This is a genomic window from Amphritea sp., from assembly GCF_048266285.1.
Taxonomy (GTDB): Bacteria; Pseudomonadota; Gammaproteobacteria; order Pseudomonadales; family Balneatricaceae; genus Amphritea.
The window spans coordinates 1-19569 of the sequence record NZ_JBLWZV010000007.1 but is presented as its reverse complement, the minus strand read 5'-3'; the positions used below and the strand labels follow the sequence as shown (position 1 = coordinate 19569).

The window sequence follows — 19569 nt, the reverse complement described above, 5'->3', positions numbered from 1 at the left end:
TGGACCTATTAGCCCCTGTGACAGGGGCTTTTTATGCTTCCGACTCAGTTAAGACTGAGAAGCTTGCTGCGCATTGATACTCATGGCGATCGCTTCGGCGATTTTGATACCATCGATGGCTGCCGACATAATGCCGCCGGCATAACCTGCTCCTTCACCGGCTGGGTATAAGCCTCGGGTGTTAATACTTTGCATATCGTAGCCGCGTTTAATGGATACGGGCGAGGAGGTGCGGGTTTCGACGCCGGTCAGTAGGGCATCATCCTTGGCGAAGCCTTTAATCTGTTTATTAAACTCGGGGATCGCTTCGCGAATGGCTTCGATACAGAAGTCCGGCAGTGCCTTTGATAGGTCGGTCAATTTTATGCCGGGCTTGAATGAGGGCTGCACATCACCGAGCGCTTCTGAGGATTTCCCTTTGAGGAAATCGCCTACTTTTTGCGCTGGGGCATCGTAATTTTCGCCGCCCATTAGATAGGCATTGCTTTCTAGTTGCCGCTGAAAATCCATGCCGGCTAATGGGTTGCCGGGATAATCTGACGGGTCGATACCGACCACAATGGCGCTGTTGGCATTACGTTCTTGGCGAGAATATTGGCTCATGCCGTTGGTTACTACGCGGCCCTCTTCAGAAGAGGCTGCGACTACGGTCCCCCCTGGGCACATACAGAAACTATAGACCGAACGGCCGCTCTTACAGTGATGTACCAGCTTGTAATCCGCCGCTCCTAAAATGGGGTGGCCGGCGTTTTTGCCGAAGCGGGCGCGGTCGATCAGTGATTGTTCGTGCTCGATACGAAAGCCCACCGAGAACGGTTTGGCTTCCATATAGACACCCTTATCGAGCAGCATCTGAAAAGTATCTCGGGCGCTATGGCCGATCGCGAGGGCGACATGTTTTGAATGGATGACTTCACCGTTGGCGAGGGTGACACCGGTTAGCTGTCCGTCTTCGATATGGAGATCATCCACCCGGGCGCTGAAGCGGATCTCGCCGCCCATCTCGATGATCTTGGCGCGCATTTTTTCGACCATGGATACTAGTCGAAAAGTACCGATATGGGGTTTACTAACATACATGATCTCTTCTGGCGCACCGGCTTCAACGAACTCGGTTAGCACTTTGCGGCCATACTGCTTGGGGTCTTTAATCTGTGTCGATAGTTTGCCATCGGAAAAGGTGCCTGCTCCGCCCTCACCAAACTGGACGTTGGATTCAGGGTTGAGTTTCTTCTGTCGCCAGAAGCCAAAGGTATCTTTGGTGCGCTCGCGTACTGCTTTGCCTCGCTCAATAATCAATGGCTTATAGCCCATCTGAGCCAATACCAGTCCGGTTAGCAGACCACAGGGACCAAAGCCGATCACCAGTGGCCGCTCTTGTAGGTCGGTGGGCGCCTGAGCAACAAATTTGTACTCCATATCCGGCGTTAGACGGATTGATTGATTGCCTACATGCTTAGCCAGTAACGCATCGTTAATGGTGGTGTCGATATCTAGAGTATAGATCAGAAAGATGGTGTTCTTTTTACGTGCATCGTAACCACGCCGGCGGATCTCAACGGCAGTCAATTGGTCAGCGGTAATATCGAGGGTCGTTAAAATGGCATTGGTGAGGGCCTGCTCATCATGATCAAGGGGCAGTTTAATATTTGAAACACGTATCATTTGATAAAAATCCGGTATTAACGAGCGCGGCAAACGGCTCAGGGTTACTTAGCTATAGTAAAGCTGGCATTTTACTGTATTTTTAGCGCCGTTGCCGAACAGTTTGATAGGGCGAGTTGCGTGTCGGGATGACGGGCCTCGGGATAGCTATCCGTCTGCAAGTATCGCGCGGTTGGTTTATTCCAAGCCTTCGATCACACCGTTGTCACGTAGACGCATATTATTGGCGGCGGGTATTTTCGGTAATCCAGGCATACGCAGGATATCACCGGTTAGAATCACCAAGAAACCGGCACCGGCATTGATCTGAATAGCCCGGACGGTGACTTCAAAGTCCCGTGGTCGGCCTCGCAGGCTAGGATCGTCAGATAAGGAACTCGGGGCTTTAGCAATACAGATCGGTAGATGGCTCAGTCCTAGCTGTTGCACTAGTTGGAGGTCTTTTGCCGCCTCTTTGGTGAAAGCGACGTCATCGGCACCATACATCTGCCGGCAAACTATGCGCACTTTTTCCATTACGCTGAGATCGAAAGAATAGAGGGGTTTAAAGGGCTTGTTCTGTGGCACTGAGGCGATGACTGCTCGGGCTAGCTCAAGCGCTCCTTGACCACCATCGGCATGGTGAGTGGTGACGGCAAATGTGACCCCGAGTGTCGTACAGCGGGTGCGTATAATCTCGATTTCCCGATCAGTATCGGTGGCAAAGCGGTTGAGTGCCACAACCGGCTTTTTATTGAAAATTGCGACACTCTCGATATGTTTATCTAGATTACTTAATCCTTTTTTTACTGCGCTAAGATCTTCGCTTGCCAGTTGGTCTTTGGCTTTACCGCCATGCATTTTTAACGCTCTGACCGTGGTGACCAATACGACTGCATCTGGGTCGAGATTCGCAGCGCGGCATTTGATATCGAAAAATTTCTCGGCCCCTAGGTCAAAACCAAAACCGGCTTCGGTGATTGTCCAGTCGGCGTATTGCATCGCCATGCGGGTGGCGATCAGGCTGTTACAACCATGGGCGATATTGGCAAACGGACCGCCATGGACAAAGGCCGGGGTGCCTTCAAAACTCTGCACTAGATTTGGTTGGAGTGCATCTCTTAGTAGCGCCATCATGGCACCGGTAATGTGGAGTTGTCGGGCATAGACGGGTTCGCCAGTATAGGTATAAGCAATCAGGGTACGGTCGAGCCGTTGTTGCAGGTCGGCGGCATCTTCGGCCAGGCAAAGCATGGCCATGACTTCGGAGGCGGCGGTAATATCGAAGCCGCCTTCTCGGGGGATTCCTTGAAGTTTTCCGCCGAGACCCAAAACGATATTGCGCAGGCTACGATCGTTCATGTCCATTACCCGTCGCCAGACAATCTGCCTAGGATCGATGGTTAGCTCATTACCTTGATAGATATGGTTATCCAGCGCGGCAGATAAGAGATTGTTGGCGCTGGTGATAGCATGAAAATCGCCAGTAAAGTGTAAATTGATTCTATCGGCCGGCATGATTTGGCTATAACCACCGCCGGTGGCACCGCCTTTCATCCCTAAACATGGGCCTAGGGATGGCTCACGTAAGGCCATGCAGACGGATTCATTTAGTAGCGTAAATGCCTGCGCTAGGCCGATGGTTGTGGTGGTTTTGCCTTCGCCGGACGGGGTGGGTGTGGTGGCCGAGACCAGTATCAGTTTGCCGGGTTGGCGGTTGTTATGGGTGAGCGCCTGCAGGTCGATTTTGGCAATATCGCGGCCATAAGGATAAAGGTGATGCGGATCAATACCTAGTTTAGCGCTAATGTCAGCAATCGGCTGAGGGGTGAACTGAAGTGCAATCTCAACATCGCTCGCCATAGAGCCTCCTAGGTTATCCTGTGGACACTTATTAAAGATGGTTCTAAAGACTAATGACGTCAATATTTGCGCATAATAACGGGATAACTTAAGGCTTCAGTATTTCGATTTAATCTGAGATCATCCGAGTTAATGGCTAACTGGTTAATGTGATCTAATCTTAATGATGACAGACGTGTAGTCGGGCCTGTTGATATCTAAGGGTAGACTAGGTATTAGGCATTTTTATCGTGTAATTAAAGGGCGCGCAGCCTGCCCCGGAGTCAGTATCTATGCCAGAAGCCTATTCAACGAAATACGGCATCAGTATTCGTCAGTTTTTAGAACACCGGCCAACGATTGCTTGGGTGGTTTTGGCGATCTCATTGATCTTGACGGGGCTGGCTTGGTACGTCTCCGATAGTGCTATTGAGCAACGGGTGGGTGAACGTTTCAAGTTTCAGACTTTGGATGTACGTAAAGCGATAGAGCAGCGCATGAATGAGTATGTGGTGGCGCTGCGTGGTGGTATCGGTTTATTTAATGCTTCCAGTGATGTGAGTCGAGAAGACTGGCACACCTTTACCAATACGCTTAATTTACAGGATCACTTTCCCGGTATCCAAGGGCTAGGGTATGCGCGGATGGTTGCGCCGGAGGAACTGCTTTCGCATGAGGCTGAAATCCAAGCGGAAGGTTTTCCTGATTATCACATCAGGCCTTTAGGCGAGCGAGATCTCTATAGTGCGATCGTTTATCTAGAGCCATTTGATTGGCGTAATCAGCGCGCTTTTGGCTTTGATATGTACTCGGAGCCGACCCGTCGTTCGGCAATGAATATTGCCCGGGATACCAGTAAAGCGGCGGTATCAGGTCGTGTGACGTTGGTGCAGGAAACCGATAAAGATGTTCAGTATGGCTTTCTGATGTATTACCCGCTGTACCGTCGAGATGCTCCGGTGGGAACGATAGAGCAGCGTCGTAGTGCCTTGCTGGGTTATGTCTACAGTGCTTTTCGTATGGGTGATTTGATGCGCGGTGTGCTGGGGTCTAATCAGGAAGGTATCGATTTTGAAATCTATGACGGACAAGAAGCTTCGGCAGAGCATATTCTTTACAACAACGTTCCCTATGCTAAACCCCTATACGGGACACCGGGACATGACCCTGCCTTCAGTGATCTCTATGTGCTGGATGTGGGCGGGCATCATTGGAGTATTTATCTCTATAGCCGTTCGGATTATCTCTCCAGCGTTGAAGCCAGTCAGCCCACGATTGTTTTAGTCTGTGGTTTGGTGGTCAGTTTATTACTGTTTTTTATTGTGGCGAACCTTTCGTTTTCACAAAAAGCGGCGCAGCGCCTGGCGCGGGAGATGACCGATGAGCTGAGTGTGAGTGAAGAACGCCACCGTTTGCTATTCAGTAATGCGGGAGTCGCCATGCTGTTGAGTGATCCGCAAGATGGCACAATCTTTGATGCTAATTTAGCGGCGCGAGAATTTTATGGTTATGACATCGATACCTTCAAAGGTATGACGTTGGCGGGTTTGAGCTCGCAGCGAATGGATACTCATGGCGGGCATAAAAAATTGATACGCCAGACCCACCGGTTAGCGAACGGTGAAAAGCGTATTGTTGAGCTTCGTAACGGCAAGATAGACATGGCGCATCGGACTCTGATCATGTCGATTATTATCGATATCACCCGGCGTCAGCAGGCTGAAGAGGCGTTGAAAGCCAGTGAACGCCGCTATCACGAAGTGTTTGAGTTAGCGCCGGTGCCGATGATGTTGCTGGATCGAGCCAGCGGCCGCTTTTTAATGATCAATCATGCGGCTGAGATCCACTATGGTTATGCGCGGGAAGCGTTTTTGCGTCTGAAACTCACCGATCTGGTGACAGATGGCAGTACCTTGCAATCCCTAAGTGCGTCGCATTTCTCGCGTGAGTCAATCCATCGTAAAAAAGATGGTAGTGAGATTCGTGTCGAGCTGACCGCCCGTCCCATCATCTATCAGGATAAAGAGGTGATTATCGTCGCGGTGGTGGATGTGACTGAGCGAGCGAAAGCCTCTGAAATACTCGAAGAGGCACGCCGCCAAGCGGAAGCGGTGAGTTTGGCGAAGAGTGAATTTGTTGCCAATATGAGCCATGAAATTCGCACCCCGATGAACGCTATAGTCGGCCTGAGTCAGCTGTTGACTGAGTTTGATCTGCCGGATACTGCGCGGGATTATATTATGCGTATGTTTAATGCGTCCCGAGCACTACTGAGCCTGCTTAACGATATTCTTGATTATTCTAAAATGGATGCCGACCGGCTTGAGCTAGAGCATGTCGAGTTCTCCTTAGAAGAGGTGGTGAGCCGCTCTATTGATCTATTTGCCATCGATGCTCACGAACAGGGCTTGCGTCTCTATCTTGATATGCCGGCGCACTTGCCTGCCCGGGTGATTGGCGATCCTTTGAGGCTGGGACAGATACTCAATAACCTGGTTGGTAATGCGGTCAAGTTTACCGAGCAGGGGGAGATTGTGGTGGCGGTTGAGGCTGTCAGCGAGGTAGATCAGATTCGGTTGCGTTTCCGAGTCAGCGACACAGGCCTTGGGATGCCGGAAGGTCAGATCCACTCACTGTTTGAATCGTTCTCACAGCTGGATGCGTCAACCACACGTAAATATGGCGGTACGGGTTTAGGTTTGGCGATTTGTCGTTCGTTGGCGGAGCTGATGGGGGGTAGCATTGAGGCGAGCAGCACGTTTGGGCAGGGCAGTGAATTTAGCTTTAGCGCTTTGGTAGGGCGTGTTGCTGAGAGTGAGCGCTTACTTGAAGGTGATTTGGCTAAGGTGTCCGTGCTATTAGTCGATGCGCAACCAACCGGTCAGAGGGTCACAGGGGCACTGCTCACATCGCTGGGGGCATCGGTTACTGCCGTTAGTAGCGAGGAGGAAGGGTTGAGTTCACCTGAGTTGCGACAAGCCGACCTGATTATCTTTGATAGCAGCAGTCGCAGCCATTGGCCAGCGTTGTCCGCTGAACTCGCGCAACGGGGCGAGCGACATCATGTCTTGCTTATGATCAATGCGAATGAGAGCGCCGCCGAGCTGATTGGTAATACGACCCAGCCGGATGCCGTATTGATTAAACCGGTAACCCCACGGCGTCTTTATAATGCGGTGCAGCGTAGTTTACGTGGTGAGCCTCAACATCTGGTTAAACAGCCCTTAACCACGTTGGTCCTGAAGGGTAAAAAGGTTTTGCTGGTGGACGATCAGGCATCCAATCGCATGGTAGCCAAGGCTCTATTACAAAAGCTGGGCGTCGAGGTTTTACTGGCAAATAATGGTGAGGAAGCATTGAGGCTAATAGCGGCGCAGCCGTTGGATCTGGTCTTGATGGATCTACAGATGCCGCATATCAATGGTTTTGAGGCGACTAAGCGTTATCGTGCGACAGAGCCCGACGGGCAGCACCTCCCTATTATAGCGATGACCGCCGCGGTGCTGGATGAGGACAAGAGAGCTTCTCAAGAGGCGGGGATGGATGGTTATATCGTTAAACCGATTGAGTTAAAAACACTGGAAGCCATGCTGCAACGTTATCTCTGTGCAGGCGAGCCGGCTACGATGGCTGAAGGCCTAGATGAGCAAACATCGAGTGATGACGGCACTACTCCATGGATTGATTTTGCTAAACTGCAGCAGCGCTTGGGCGGCGATCAAGCATCGTTTCAGCGGTTGTTACAAGCGTTCAACGATGACTTGCGTAAGCTGGATGCCCAGCTATTACCCTCAGTGGTCGCAGGAACCTCATTGAGTTTGTTACAGCAGACACTGCATTCCTTAAAGGGCATTGCCGCCAATGTTGAGGCGTTGCCGCTGCATCAAGAGGCCGCAAGGCTTGAGCAGCAGGTGCAGAATCAGAACCGTGCGGATGCGGCTGAGTTAGAACAGTTACAACAAGCGATCAACGCGACTCTTGAGTGTTTGCAGCCCTACCTGAAACAAACTGAAGTGAAGCAGACCTGTCTCCTGAATGAGGCGGATGCCGCGGAGTTAGAACAGTCATTATTGCAGGTTGTTGACCTGGTCGAGCGGCACCGACTGGTGTCTTCTGAGTTGATGACTAAACTAGAATCATATAAACATTTTAGTGATGTCGACTGGCTATCAGGATTGATTCGAGCAATTGACGGCTTTGATTACCCTACAGCGCAGAAAATTCTTAAACAGCATTGGTCTAAAGGCGATACTGAGAAGAGAAAGGACGCTTAACGAAGTCATGCTAAATCAATCGCTTGGTAAACAGAATGGGGCCTGATAAAGTGGGCATTTCACGTCGAATTGTTATTCTAAAGTCACACCTTTGCAGCGAATTGGTTGAGTAATTACATGGTCAAAGCTTTTATTCAGGCAGGGTATCAACAGCAAAGCCGGGGAGACTCTCCCGCTAAAGTATTGGTCGTCGATGATGAATTGACAAACCTAAGGCTGATGGGCGACTTGTTGACGCCTCACTATGAAGTATTGATCGCTCGAAATGTCGCTGAGGCAAGGGAAGTGTTACGTAAGCAGATTCCCGATATTCTGCTATTGGATGTGATGATGCCTGAGGTTGACGGCTTCAGCTTTTGTCGTGAAATTAAGGAGAACAATGAAACCCGCAATATTCCGGTGATCTTTGTGACGGCCTTAAGTGATGAAGTCGATGAATTAAAAGGGCTTAAGCTAGGAGCGGTAGATTTTATCCACAAACCGATCTCGGCGCCCATTTTGTTGGCCCGGGTGCATACTCATCTTGAGCTAAAACGGCGCACCGATATGCTCGAACAGCGTACCCTTATTGACGCCCTTACCGGCGTTGGTAATCGTCGCGCCTATGACTTAATTCTTGAAGCGGAGTGGCGGCGGCTACAACGTAAAGGTAGTTGTTTATCCATGCTGATCGTAGATATCGATCAATTCAAATTGTACAACGATTTTTTTGGCCACCGGGAAGGAGACGATTGTCTGCAACGTATAGCCATGAGGTTAAACCAAGTGATTGGTCGTGCCTCGGATCAACTGACTCGTTATGGCGGAGAAGAGTTCGCGCTATTGCTTCCTGAAACACCGTTACCAGGGGCAATGGAGCTGGCGGAAAAAGTGATGACGCATATTCGTGAGCTGAATATTCCACACGCACCGGATGCTCTGCGTGATAGAGTCACTGTGAGTATTGGTGTTGCATGTGTTTATCCCCATAAAAACCAGTCTCCAGAATCGCTGTTTATGCTGGCTGATAAACAGCTGTATAAAGCTAAAGAGACCGGTCGAGACCGGGTTTGCTTCACTAAAGAGACAAGGGAGTCCCAATGAGTAGCCGGTGCTCGAGCGCAAAGCCTTTATTGCTGATGGTTGATGACGTCCCTAGCAATATCCATGTATTGGCTCAATCCCTCAAGGATGACTTCGATATTATGATTGCCACCGATGGCCCGTCAGCGTTGTCATTGGTGCATGAGAAAGAAAGACCCGATCTGATTTTACTGGATGTCATGATGCCCGGTATGGACGGTTATGAAGTGTGCAAGCTACTTCAGAGTCATAGCTCAACCAGCAGTATTCCGGTTATCTTTGTCACGGCTAAAAGCGATGTGACGGCAGAGGAATATGGCTTAAAACTGGGGGCTGTGGATTACATTACTAAACCTTTTACCACCTCGGTGGTGAGGGCTCGGGTGAATACGCATCTGAAGCTAAAAAGCTTGGTCAGACAGTTAGAAGAGGCCAACCAGCGGTTGAGTGACAAGCTTTCATTGTTGCAACAGCAACATGAGAAGATGCTAACGTATTCCACTGAATTAGCTGAGGTGCGAGAACGTCAGAAGCTGTTCTCTCAGGTATTTGAAAGCACCAATGATGGTGTAATGATTACCGACATCAAGGGCAATATTATCGCCGTCAACAATGCTTTTACGCAGGTGTCTGGTTATAGCGAAGCTGAAGTCATCGGGCTGCCTCCCCGGATGTTGCGCTCTGGCCGGCATGATCAGACTTTCTATAGCGAGATGTGGAAGTCCATTAAAAGCACCGGCCATTGGACGGGGGAGGTCTGGAACAAGAAGAAAAGTGGTGAGTTATTTCTGGAATTACTGACTATCAGTGCCGTGCTTGATGATGATGGCCGGATCAAGTGTTATATCGGCGTGTTTAGTGATATTACCCAGTTGCGGGAAGTGCAGCAGCGGATGGATTTTCTGACCTGGCATGACCCGTTAACTTCGCTGCCAAACCGTCTATTGTTTACCGATCGATTGTCGCAATTAATGGGCAGTACCAGTCGTCAAGAAGGTTTAGGCTCGTTGCTTGTGTTTGGTTTGCAGCGGTTTAGCGATCTCTGCGTCACCCGAGGTTCGGCGCTGGGTGATAAAATCTTGCATGACCTATCTAAAGAGCTACAGGATTATATAACCGATGGTAACTCTCTAGCCCGTCTCGAAGGTGATCAGTTTGCGTTGTTGCTGCCTCAGGTGCACAGCAGCTCGGCGTTAGCCATTGATGCGGCACATCAGCAGGCGGATGCGATTCAGCAATTGGTGGTGCGTTTTTCCAGTGCTATTGAAAATGATCTATTCCAGTTACGTGCGGCGGTTGGTGTAGCGATCTATCCGGATGCGCCTGATGAAGCGGTAACATCGGTGATTAGTCGGGCTGAAACCGCTTATTTTCGGGCTAAAAGTGCGGGCAGTGATGGTGGTCCGGCGGTTTTCTTTGAATCCAGTATGGGGGAGCGAATTGAGCAACGGCTTACCGACGAACATCGCTTACGTCTGGGGATTCAAAATGATCAGCTGCGAGTCTATCTACAATCACAGGTGTGCTCCGATGGCCGCTTACATGGCGCAGAAGCCCTGGTGCGCTGGGAACATCCTGATGATGGTTTGATCAGTCCGGCGATGTTTATTCCGCTGGCAGAAGGGTCTGATCTCATTGTACAGATCGACCGTTGGATGATCGATCAAGTATCGGCGCTGTTAGGCGGGCTTCGGGATAGTCATCCCGCCCTGAAAATGTCGGTTAATGTCAGCTCGCGGTGCTTTCAGTGTGATGATTTTGTTGATTACACACAGCAGTGTTTGCAGCGCTATAACGCCAATCCGGCTCAGTTAGTGATTGAAGTTACTGAGAGCACCATGTTGGATAATATCGATCGAGTGGTTGGTAAGATGATTGCACTAGCCGATTCGGGAGTCAGCTTTTCTATTGATGACTTCGGCACCGGTTATTCCAGCCTCTTTTACCTGAAAAGCCTGCCGTTAGCTGAACTCAAGATTGATCAGAGTTTTATCCGCGATATGCTCAATGATGCGGGTGATGCCGAGCTGGTTAATGTCATCCAGCAAATTGCTTCGCGCTTTGACCTAAGCGTTGTCGCCGAAGGGGTGGAAACCGAAGAGCAGGCGGAATATCTCCGTCAGAACGGCAGGCCGTTGATGCAGGGGTATCTATTCTCGATACCTGAGCCGGCGAGCGAATGGCTTAAGCGCATTGAACCCTGCTTAGAAAAGGATAAACATTGAAGAAGTTTGAACTCCATCTGGACGCGTTGATCGTGATTACGCTGCTGTTTGTATTATCACTGGGGGTTAATTTTACCCTGTATCGTCTTTATTCAAGCGAAGCCAAAGCCAATGTTAAAATGCAGATTCAGAGTCAGGTGGATCAGCTTAATTTAGCCTCAATGGAGGCCTATATTAAAAAGATCGAAACGGCTAACAAGTAGATGGAATCTGGCGATGTTGTGGCGGTCTTGCATGATATTCGCACTCAGCTAAGGGGGTTGTTAAAAACGACTGAGCTGGCTGGGCCGGAGCTCAAAGCCGCCGAAGTGATCCGTCAGCGGCTGGCAGAGCAGGGAGTGCTATCCCTACCATCTATGCAAATTTCACCGCAGGTTGAACTGTATGATTTACGTCACCAGCTTGGTGCCACTATTCCTCAGTTGCCACCTCAGCTGCGCTCGTTAGCTCAAGCGTGCTTTTCGCTCGCTGATCTTCTCTTTTGGTTTCAGCGTTCCTCCCCGCAGCATCCTGACTTTATGGCCGGTCATATCAATGCCGAGATTATTGGCCCTCGCGGACTTGAGAGGCGAGATGATATAACGGTTGGGATCAGTTTAATGCGACCGGGTCTAACTTATCCCGATCACCACCATCTGCCCGAAGAGATCTATCTCGTCTTGAGCCACGGTCTTTGGCGTCAAGCAGATGATTTCTGGTGGTCGCCGGGCATCGGTGGCTATGTTTACAACCCATCCCATATTGTTCATGCGATGCGCTCAGTCGATACGCCGCTCTTGGCGCTCTGGTGCTTGAAGCACTAAACGTTCATTTTGCTTAATCGTTAGTCCGGGGCGTGGATGATTTCATTCGAGATGAGGTTAATAATCTGTTCACGTAGCCATTGATGGGCCTTGGAATGGTGAGTTATTTTATTCCAGTAAAGGCAAACTTCAAAATCGCTCTTAAAGGGTGGGTCTTTGATCGCCATTGAGTCACCGATGAGTTGCGCTAAGCGTTCCGGTAGTGTCAGTAGTAGGTCGGTATTGGCGATGATAGACACAATATTAGCGACACTCGGTAGGCCAAGGGCAATGTTCAACGTAGCCCCCTGCAACTCGGGTGTATTTAGATAAAAGGGTTTCCAGCCCCCCTCATAACGAATTTCTACATGCTTAGCCTCGAGATAATCTGCCCTCGTCAGTGATTGCTGAGCCAATGGATGTGTGGTGGACATTAAGCACACATAACGATCTTTAAATAGCACCCGCCGATAGAGTGCTTCGTAATCCCGTACCACCGGGGATAGCAGCAGGTCGCACTGACCACGTTGCAGTTGCTGATGGCCATTTACCTGCGATTGAATAAATGTCATACGAATATTCGGCGCTATTCGATTTAACCGTTGGACGAGACGAGGCACGATGACCTGTAGTTCATATTGGTTACAGGAGATAGTGACTTCTAGTGAGGCGTCGGCGGGATCAAAGTCTTTTGGCTGCAATAGCGCCGTCATCCCGCTGAGTAAGTGCTCAATCTCCGGCATGATCTGGTGACAGTGTTGGGTGGGCGCTACCCCACGGCCAGAACGGACAAATAGCGGGTCCTGCAGTGCGACACGCAGCTGTTCCAGCGTATAGCTTACGGTGGGTTGGTTCTGTCCTAACTCTATGGCTGCTGCGGTGAGAGAGCCTTGCTCATAAATCTGCTTGAGAGTGTTAAGGCTTTTGAAACTTAGCGAGCTATAATCAAATTTTTCCATAATAGATATCAAGTTTATCGACTTAATCAATACTAATGATAACGCTATAGTCGGATCAACAATAACTATAAGAGGAAACCGACATGATAGAGCGAAACCTAAGTGCAGAAGAGATCCGCCTGTATCAACAGGAGGGGGTGGTGTGTGTTCGTAATGCAGTTGACCCGGAATGGATTACCAAACTGCTCGCCTTCGGCCAACAGCAACTCGAAAACCCCGGCAAACTCTGTAACGATGCTAACCCCGGAGCCGAAAAAGGACGGATGTTTACCGACCGTTACCTGTGGCGCTCCCATGATCTTATCTATCAATATGCCAAAGATTCCGGTTGCGCCCGTCTCGCGGCCCAAGCGATGCAGAGCCAGAGCGCTCGTTTCTATTTTGATCATCTACTGATTAAGAAAGCTGAAACAGCGATTCCGACGCCTTGGCATCAGGACGTACCTTACTGGCCGTTTAGAGGTAAGCAGATCGCCTCAATATGGTTAGCGCTAACGCCGGTGACGGTAGCGGGCAGTGGTTTAGAGTTTGTTCGAGGCTCGCAACAAAACGACCTATTTTATCTGCCGCAAGCTTTCGGTACCTCAGGTGCAGATAAGAACAGCTGGACCGGTACCGGTGAGGGTGTTCCATGTCCCGATATCGAAGCGGCCCGGGATGATTTCGATATTATCGGCTTTGATCTTCAGCCCGGGGATGCCTTGCTATTCTCCGCCTGGACCCTGCATGGCGCACCGGGTAACCAATCGACTACTCAGGATCGCATGGCCCTCTCAACCCGCTGGTTGGGCGATGGTGCTATCTGGGATCCAAGACCCGGCACCGATCCGAGTGTTAATCCTGAGGAGGTTCGCGTGAGTCCCGGTAGCTATCCTGCGGATAATGCGATCTTTCCTGAGTTCTATAAGGCCTAGGATGCGGCGGTCGAAGATAAGTAAGTTGTTTTATCTGTCTTCGACAAGAAGCTTGCTCCCCTAGTAAGGTTGTTTCGTTTTTTCGACTTTAAGACTCTGTCGTCCTTCTGATGAAGGAAGGCACATGCTCTTTTGAGGTATCGATCATTAACGAACAGACCAAGCGATCAATTGCTCTATAGTGTTAGTAGGTACAGTGGGAGCTGCTTCCAGTAGCGATATGGGGTATCAGGTGGCACCGAAAGCAGCAATGATTATCGCTTTTCTCGGTATCTTCTGTGGAGAGATGCTCTTCGTTATCGCGGACGGTGCATTACCACTCTTTGGCGATGTCTGCTGCGGGGATGTCGCTTCTGCTCTCTATGCCTATCATCTCCATGGTCTGTTTCACAAAATCTGGTGCGATTATGTGTAACCTTTTTCCAATATAAATGGGTGCTTTTTAGATAAAATCCTGACGATCATTCTTAGCCCTATTGGTCATGGAAAATCTTCTGAAAAGTCGTTCAGGGTTCTTTTAAAGTAAACATGTCCGCCGCTAGCAAATAATCAATTACCACCCGCGTTCGTTGTGGAATCTGGCGGCGCGAGGGGTATACCAGAGCCAATGTAAGCGTGTCACTTCTTACCGATGGCATCACATTAATCAGCTGTTTATTATTTACTTCCTGCTGCACCATCGATGGAAACAGTGCGCAAATCCCCATGCCGTTGGCTACCATTTGCTGCATCATCAGCGGTGCATTGCAGCGGTAAAAATCCTTCGGTCTTATTTCCAACGGCGCACCATTTTCCCACAGGCGTAATGAACCATTAAAGTTGGTTTGCATGAGAGTCACCCAGCGGCAGTTTTCCAGATCCTCTACTGTGACTGGTGTCCCTGCCTGCGCCAGATAAGACGAGCTGGCGAACAAGGCCAGCTTTTCTTCGTGAAGGGGGCGGGCAATAAGTGAATCATCTATTGTGGTACCAATCCTAATACCCAGATCAATCTGGTCATCAATAAAGTCTAAGGTGTCATCGCTTAGAATAAAATCCAGATATACCTCAGGGTACTGTGCCTGAAAATCCGCCAGCACCGGTAAAATATACTTATGTGCTGTGTCGTGATTCATCGTAATGGCGACGCGCCCGCTAGGGATTTCGGTGTGGGTTATGGATTCCACTTTTTGTAGAATATCCGGCAGTAGTTGTGCCTGCTCATAAACATTACGACCCTCGGATGTGACCGTGAGTTTGCGGGTTGAGCGCTGTAAGAGCCGCACGGCTAGCACTGTTTCCAGACTGGCGATCTGTTCACTCACTCTTGAGCGGCTGGTGTTGAGTTTACGAGCCGCTGCGGCAAAGCTGCCTAGCTCGACAACAGTGGCAAACACAGCCAGCAGGCGCAAGTTGGTGAAATCAATTGTACTCATAATCAGACCAATCTATTCTAAATTAGTGAGCTTATCGGTTCTGGTAGTTTGCGTCATACTCGCCCTACTTTCTACATCAATTAAGAGAATTAAGAGGGGAAATGATGAACCATACAGGTAAGAAGTTTGCTTCAGCGATTGCAATAATATTAGCCACTCCTTCATTAGTGCTGGCACAAGGCTTTTATGCGACGGCACAACTCGGCACCAATCAACAGGCGAATGACTCAACACCCTACGGAAACAATGTTGCCTCTGATGCTGATTTTCCTGGATCATTTGATGCAGGCAGCGGTATAGCAGGCGAGGTGGGTATCGGTTATCAGTTCAATGAGCAGCTGCGTGTTGAAGGGCGTATCGGCTACCACGAAAGTGACTTTGACGACAGGAAGGTCGGCACCGGTAGTCGCGCTGGTGAAGAATATATACTCAACGGTGACGTCAAAAGCACAACCCTTACTGTAGAAGTTTTTTATGACTTCTCTAATGAATCTCAGTTCACGCCTTACGTTAAAGCTGGCGTGGGCGTATCTAAGAACCGCTACTCAGCACGTCTTGGCGGAGCGGGTGTTGCTGCATTCGATCCGTTTGATGGTGTAGCCGATGGTTATTATGATAACTATAAAAATGGTGATAACACTGAATTCACCTGGAATGTGGGTGTAGGTGGCAGTTATGCATTAACCAAACAGGCTTCCATTTATGGTGAATACCAATATGCCACATTCGGCGATGTAAGCACTGGGCAGGATTCATTTACTGACGGTTTTAAGATCGATGATCTCGCAAGTCATGAAGTTGCCGTGGGTGTACGTGTAAATTTCTAAGATAGATAACGATGACTATTAAGACATAAGGGCTATTTAAATTAGCCTTTAGAGATTATTCCCGGGTTGGCGGCTCTGTGGTTAATATCCAGTTACCCGATAAGCTAATTTATTGCAGCGCAACTTACTTTTATCGTATGCCCGTATTCTCTATATTGATCCGCCCCAGCATTTTGAACACCGAGTTAAACGAGTAAAATCGCTTAGCTCGGTAAACAATGACATCCAGGGGCAAACGTCGGCAATACGCTCCATCGTTCAAGTCAGAAGCTCTAAAGCTCGCAGCCAAAAGCAGTGTCGTTCAGCAGCCAAAGCGCTCGGTATTGATGAGTCGCAGCTTTATAACTGGCGGGCAGCATTCAAAAAGACCAGTGTTGAGCGCCTAAGTTTAAAGTCACGACCGATAGCGGTCACAAGTTGCCTGTCAGGCCCACTCTACTTAAGCAAAACGTTGAGCGCTAGAGCCTAGCGAGAAGTTTCCCCATGGGGATTATTGTTCATAGTTATGAAGGGGCGTAGCAACGAATAATCGAACCAGGTTCGTGTTCCGAGCTGCGGTAGTCCAGACGCAAAAAAGCCCCAGCTCTCTTTTTACAAGATGAGTGAGGCTCTTTTAACTAAATAAATGGTGCCCGGACTCGGAATCGAACCAAGGACACGAGGATTTTCAATCCCTTTCACAGATCTATCCGATAGTTACTTATCGCTACACATTGCTAGCAGGGGCTGGCTTTTCTTGGTGATCTGTACACAGGGATTTTGCATGAAGTTTCCTATAGATAGACCTTCATTCCCGCTGCGATGACCAGAGAGCGACCAGAGCTCTGGTCGACGCTTTAGATCTAATGTCTCAATATGAGTAGAGATGCTTTGCAGTTTTGATTTTTCTCCTTCATAAATATTCTTCTGTTTTAGCTGAAAAATGAGATTTGATTATGGGAGATAAAAAGGGAAAAGGGTTCCAGCTTCATATAGGTGATCCAAATGATCCAAATGATTCAGATGACCATGATATCGCCTTAATCAAAGTCTTAACTGGTAGTCTGGATTTGTCAGATTTTAATGACCTAGAAGAGAGCCTTCACTTCTTAGACAACACTAGATCTAGCTGGCATTTGCTACCTGCATTAAATCAGCTCGATGCATTCCAGGATTATTGTGAATATATTAAGACTGAAGCGTCAAAGCTGATTAGTAAGCAGACAAAGGCCCGGCAAGGATCTCTTTTGTCATATCCTACATTTATTCAAGATGAGCCTAGAAAAAAAATTATAATTAATGATATCTTCGAACGTTATTTATACGCTAAAACCCCTGCTCTTCATAAGCATTTAAATGAATCTAAAGGGAATGAGTACCCTAAAGCCCGTAATCAATTTCTAAGATGGCTCGGCGATGAGAACTCGGAAGTTATGAATGTAGATGTTGTCGTCAATGAAGCTGCTATTTTTGCAGAAGAATGGATGAGTACTGTTGTTTTACTTCACAAAAAAAATAACTTTTCTAAATTAGCTCACCCTTTGGCATCGAGAAGCATCAAACCTTATGATTTTGCGGTCTCTTATGTTTTCTATGAAATAGAACCTCTATTAGCATCTGAAAAAACTCAACTATCGAGCAAAGATATCTTTAAATTGGTTTTCCTGTACTGGGTAGTGAGTCTTGCCAAAGCTAATAAGCTTTTAGAAAATAAAGAAAAGTGGGAAGTAGAAGCTAAGCAAGAATTAGTAGAATCTAAAATTAAGCTCCAAACATTTGATGATTTCATATTATCTAAGGTAAGGAAAGGTGACAAAGGGGCTCAACTAAAGCAATACAGAACATTTATGAGGAATGTAGTCATAAAAGCTTGGATTCATCTACAGACTCGCGATAACCCAAAACCACAGTATTCTCTAGCTGCTGATCTTGAAATCGTTTTGGGAAAATACAACTTGAAGATGGAGCGATCTACTATTATTTCACTTGTTAATGACTTGTTTCAGCCTGATTATTTGTTAGAACATATGCCATATGACCTACTTTCAGCAGATAACATTAGACTTAAGAGTTATATTGACGAAAGCTTTCTACCTAGAAACTAATGAATATTTGGGCAAATCCTCATTAAACCTTTTGCTCTAAGAATTTATATGCATACCATGAATAACCTTCTATCAATAGGAGGTTATTCATGCCCACTTTGCCTAAAACTAAACGCGCTATGGAAGCTCTTACATGCAACAAGGGTCGGATTGAGTATCGCTGTACGACGTTTCCTGCGTTGTCGCTGTATGTCGGATCAAAGAGTAAAACGTGGTACTTAGACTGCTCGCATAAGAAAAAGCACTATAAGATCAAGATCGCTCCGTTTGCTCTGTTAAATTACCAACAGGCTATAGCTCATGCAAGTACGCTCTATAATCAGGTTGTGACTGGGATTTATTGTGCGAAAAAGACTAACGCTTCTCAATTATTCCATGATTTTTTCTATAAGGTTTACCTACCAAAAGCTAAAGAATCCAAGCGCAGCTGGGCTAGTGATGTATCTAAATATGAGACTCACCTAAAGTCTTTTCTGGGTGGCAAACCTCTGGATAAAATTCCTCGCGAGGACATTGAGGCTTACCTGGGTCAGCTTGATGTTAAGACTGCTACCCGGAATAAACATCGCTCATTGCTGAGCTGTGTTTTTAGACTCGCAGTGGAAGAAGGCTATCTTGATGTATCGCCGGTTAAGGGAATCAAGGTGTTGAAAGAGAATAACGAGCGGATAGCGTATTTTACTGACATTCAGAGCCAGCAGTTTGATAAAGCAGCTGCTCAGGACATAAATGTAGAAGCATCCAACCTTCTCATTTGCCTGAAGAAGACAGGAGCCAGGCTTGGAGAGTTGCAATATCTCCTCTTCAGCTCGATCAACTTCGACCAGAAAACAATCCGGGTACCACGAGCAAAAAACGGTTACGCGCGAACTATCTATCTCTCTGATGAGGTTATAGCGACCCTCAAAGAGCAACAAATCCTTCACGGTAACGATGGGTACGTATTCCGCCAGAAGGATGGTATCAAGCCTATAGGGCATCCTAGGTCCACTTTTCAGCGCCTACTGACGGTGATCGGCCTTCAGGGAGAAGACTTCCATATTCACGACCTTAGACATGATTTCAGTACTCGGGTTCTCAAGGAAGGAAAAGGAGCGGTCACCTTGTATCACATTGGGGAGCTACTCGGGCATCGGTCACATGTCTCAACACGTAGATATGCCCATATCGCTAGCTCAGAACTACACTCCATCGCTAGTCTGGTTTAATCCACATAGGTTGAGAACTGGAAGTGCGATTAGATGGCTGTCAGTTCTCATTCTTTTCAATTTCATCTGGTTGCATCAGTCATTTATTGGTAAGCGTGGACTGTTCACACGTTGCTTGAAAATAAGTGAGATGCGAAGTTCCCATTTAAAAATAGATGGGAACGTAACATGCATAAATCCACACTACCGCCACGACGTCGATATCCCCCCGAACTGAAACTCAAGATAGTTCATGAAGCGATTACAGGCCCTGAGTCTAAGGCGGCGATTGCGCGTGAATATGACATCAACGCAAATATGTTGTCGAACTGGATTAGAGAGTTTCGGAACGAG

At 48.2% G+C, this 19569-nt stretch carries 15 protein-coding genes; 11 read left to right on the top strand and 4 right to left on the bottom strand.

Annotated elements, in window-relative coordinates; translation table 11 throughout:
• Nucleotides 1-48 precede the first annotated feature (48 nt).
• Both ACN0T0_RS10070 and ACN0T0_RS10065 read right to left on the bottom strand, forming a co-directional pair.
• Nucleotides 49-1665 carry an NAD(P)/FAD-dependent oxidoreductase gene (locus ACN0T0_RS10070; RefSeq protein ID WP_417225657.1) on the bottom strand — a complete coding sequence of 539 codons (1617 nt, stop codon included), beginning with the start codon at nt 1663-1665 and terminating at the stop codon, nt 49-51.
• A gap of 177 nt (nt 1666-1842) precedes the next feature.
• Nucleotides 1843-3507 carry a formate--tetrahydrofolate ligase gene (locus ACN0T0_RS10065; RefSeq protein WP_417225655.1) on the bottom strand — a complete coding sequence of 555 codons (1665 nt, stop codon included), beginning with the start codon at nt 3505-3507 and terminating at the stop codon, nt 1843-1845.
• 272 nt (nt 3508-3779) lie between these two features.
• On the opposite strand from ACN0T0_RS10065, the gene ACN0T0_RS10060 reads away from it, so the two are divergent.
• The 5 genes from ACN0T0_RS10060 (at nt 3780) to ACN0T0_RS10040 (ending at nt 11850) form a co-directional block, all read left to right on the top strand.
• Nucleotides 3780-7760, top strand: coding sequence for a CHASE domain-containing protein (locus tag ACN0T0_RS10060; RefSeq protein WP_417225654.1), 3981 nt, complete (start codon nt 3780-3782; stop codon nt 7758-7760).
• Between the two features lie 117 nt (nt 7761-7877).
• On the top strand, nt 7878-8843 hold the full coding sequence (locus ACN0T0_RS10055) for a diguanylate cyclase (RefSeq protein WP_417225652.1): 966 nt from the start codon (nt 7878-7880) through the stop codon (nt 8841-8843).
• A complete protein-coding gene (locus ACN0T0_RS10050; RefSeq protein ID WP_417225650.1) occupies nt 8840-11047 on the top strand; it encodes an EAL domain-containing protein in 2208 nt (735 codons plus the stop codon). The genes ACN0T0_RS10055 and ACN0T0_RS10050 overlap by 4 nt, the downstream gene beginning before the upstream one ends.
• Nucleotides 11044-11250, top strand: coding sequence for a hypothetical protein (locus ACN0T0_RS10045; RefSeq protein WP_417225648.1), 207 nt, complete (start codon nt 11044-11046; stop codon nt 11248-11250). The genes ACN0T0_RS10050 and ACN0T0_RS10045 overlap by 4 nt, the downstream gene beginning before the upstream one ends.
• On the top strand, nt 11251-11850 hold the full coding sequence (locus ACN0T0_RS10040; RefSeq protein WP_417225646.1) for a dimethylsulfonioproprionate lyase family protein: 600 nt from the start codon (nt 11251-11253) through the stop codon (nt 11848-11850).
• Between the two features lie 20 nt (nt 11851-11870).
• Here the strand turns inward: ACN0T0_RS10040 and ACN0T0_RS10035 are convergent, their stop codons facing one another.
• Complete coding sequence (locus ACN0T0_RS10035; protein ID WP_417225644.1) at nt 11871-12788, bottom strand: LysR family transcriptional regulator; 918 nt, start codon at nt 12786-12788, stop codon at nt 11871-11873.
• A gap of 83 nt (nt 12789-12871) precedes the next feature.
• Between ACN0T0_RS10035 and ACN0T0_RS10030 the strand changes: the two genes are divergently transcribed.
• Together ACN0T0_RS10030 and ACN0T0_RS10025 are read left to right on the top strand one after the other, a co-directional pair.
• Entirely contained in the window at nt 12872-13702 is an 831-nt protein-coding gene (locus tag ACN0T0_RS10030; RefSeq protein WP_417225642.1) for a phytanoyl-CoA dioxygenase family protein, read from the top strand.
• A 232-nt stretch (nt 13703-13934) separates the two neighbouring features.
• Nucleotides 13935-14117, top strand: a complete 183-nt coding sequence (locus ACN0T0_RS10025; RefSeq protein WP_417225640.1) for a hypothetical protein — start codon at nt 13935-13937, stop codon at nt 14115-14117.
• 91 nt (nt 14118-14208) lie between these two features.
• Here ACN0T0_RS10025 and ACN0T0_RS10020 read toward each other — a convergent pair whose 3' ends face one another.
• Nucleotides 14209-15117 carry a LysR substrate-binding domain-containing protein gene (locus ACN0T0_RS10020; RefSeq protein ID WP_417225638.1) on the bottom strand — a complete coding sequence of 303 codons (909 nt, stop codon included), beginning with the start codon at nt 15115-15117 and terminating at the stop codon, nt 14209-14211.
• Between the two features lie 104 nt (nt 15118-15221).
• Between ACN0T0_RS10020 and ACN0T0_RS10015 the strand changes: the two genes are divergently transcribed.
• The 4 genes from ACN0T0_RS10015 to ACN0T0_RS10000 all read left to right on the top strand — a co-directional run.
• Nucleotides 15222-15944, top strand: coding sequence for an outer membrane protein (locus tag ACN0T0_RS10015; protein ID WP_417225636.1), 723 nt, complete (start codon nt 15222-15224; stop codon nt 15942-15944).
• 935 nt (nt 15945-16879) lie between these two features.
• Nucleotides 16880-18028 (top strand): hypothetical protein, encoded by a 1149-nt coding sequence (locus ACN0T0_RS10010; RefSeq protein WP_417225634.1) that lies wholly within the window; start codon nt 16880-16882, stop codon nt 18026-18028.
• Nucleotides 18029-18117: 89 nt separating this feature from the next.
• Complete coding sequence (locus ACN0T0_RS10005) at nt 18118-19236, top strand: tyrosine-type recombinase/integrase (RefSeq protein ID WP_417225632.1); 1119 nt, start codon at nt 18118-18120, stop codon at nt 19234-19236.
• A gap of 168 nt (nt 19237-19404) precedes the next feature.
• Nucleotides 19405-19569 (top strand): transposase (locus ACN0T0_RS10000; protein WP_417225964.1); only part of this gene is annotated, 165 nt, incomplete at its 3' end.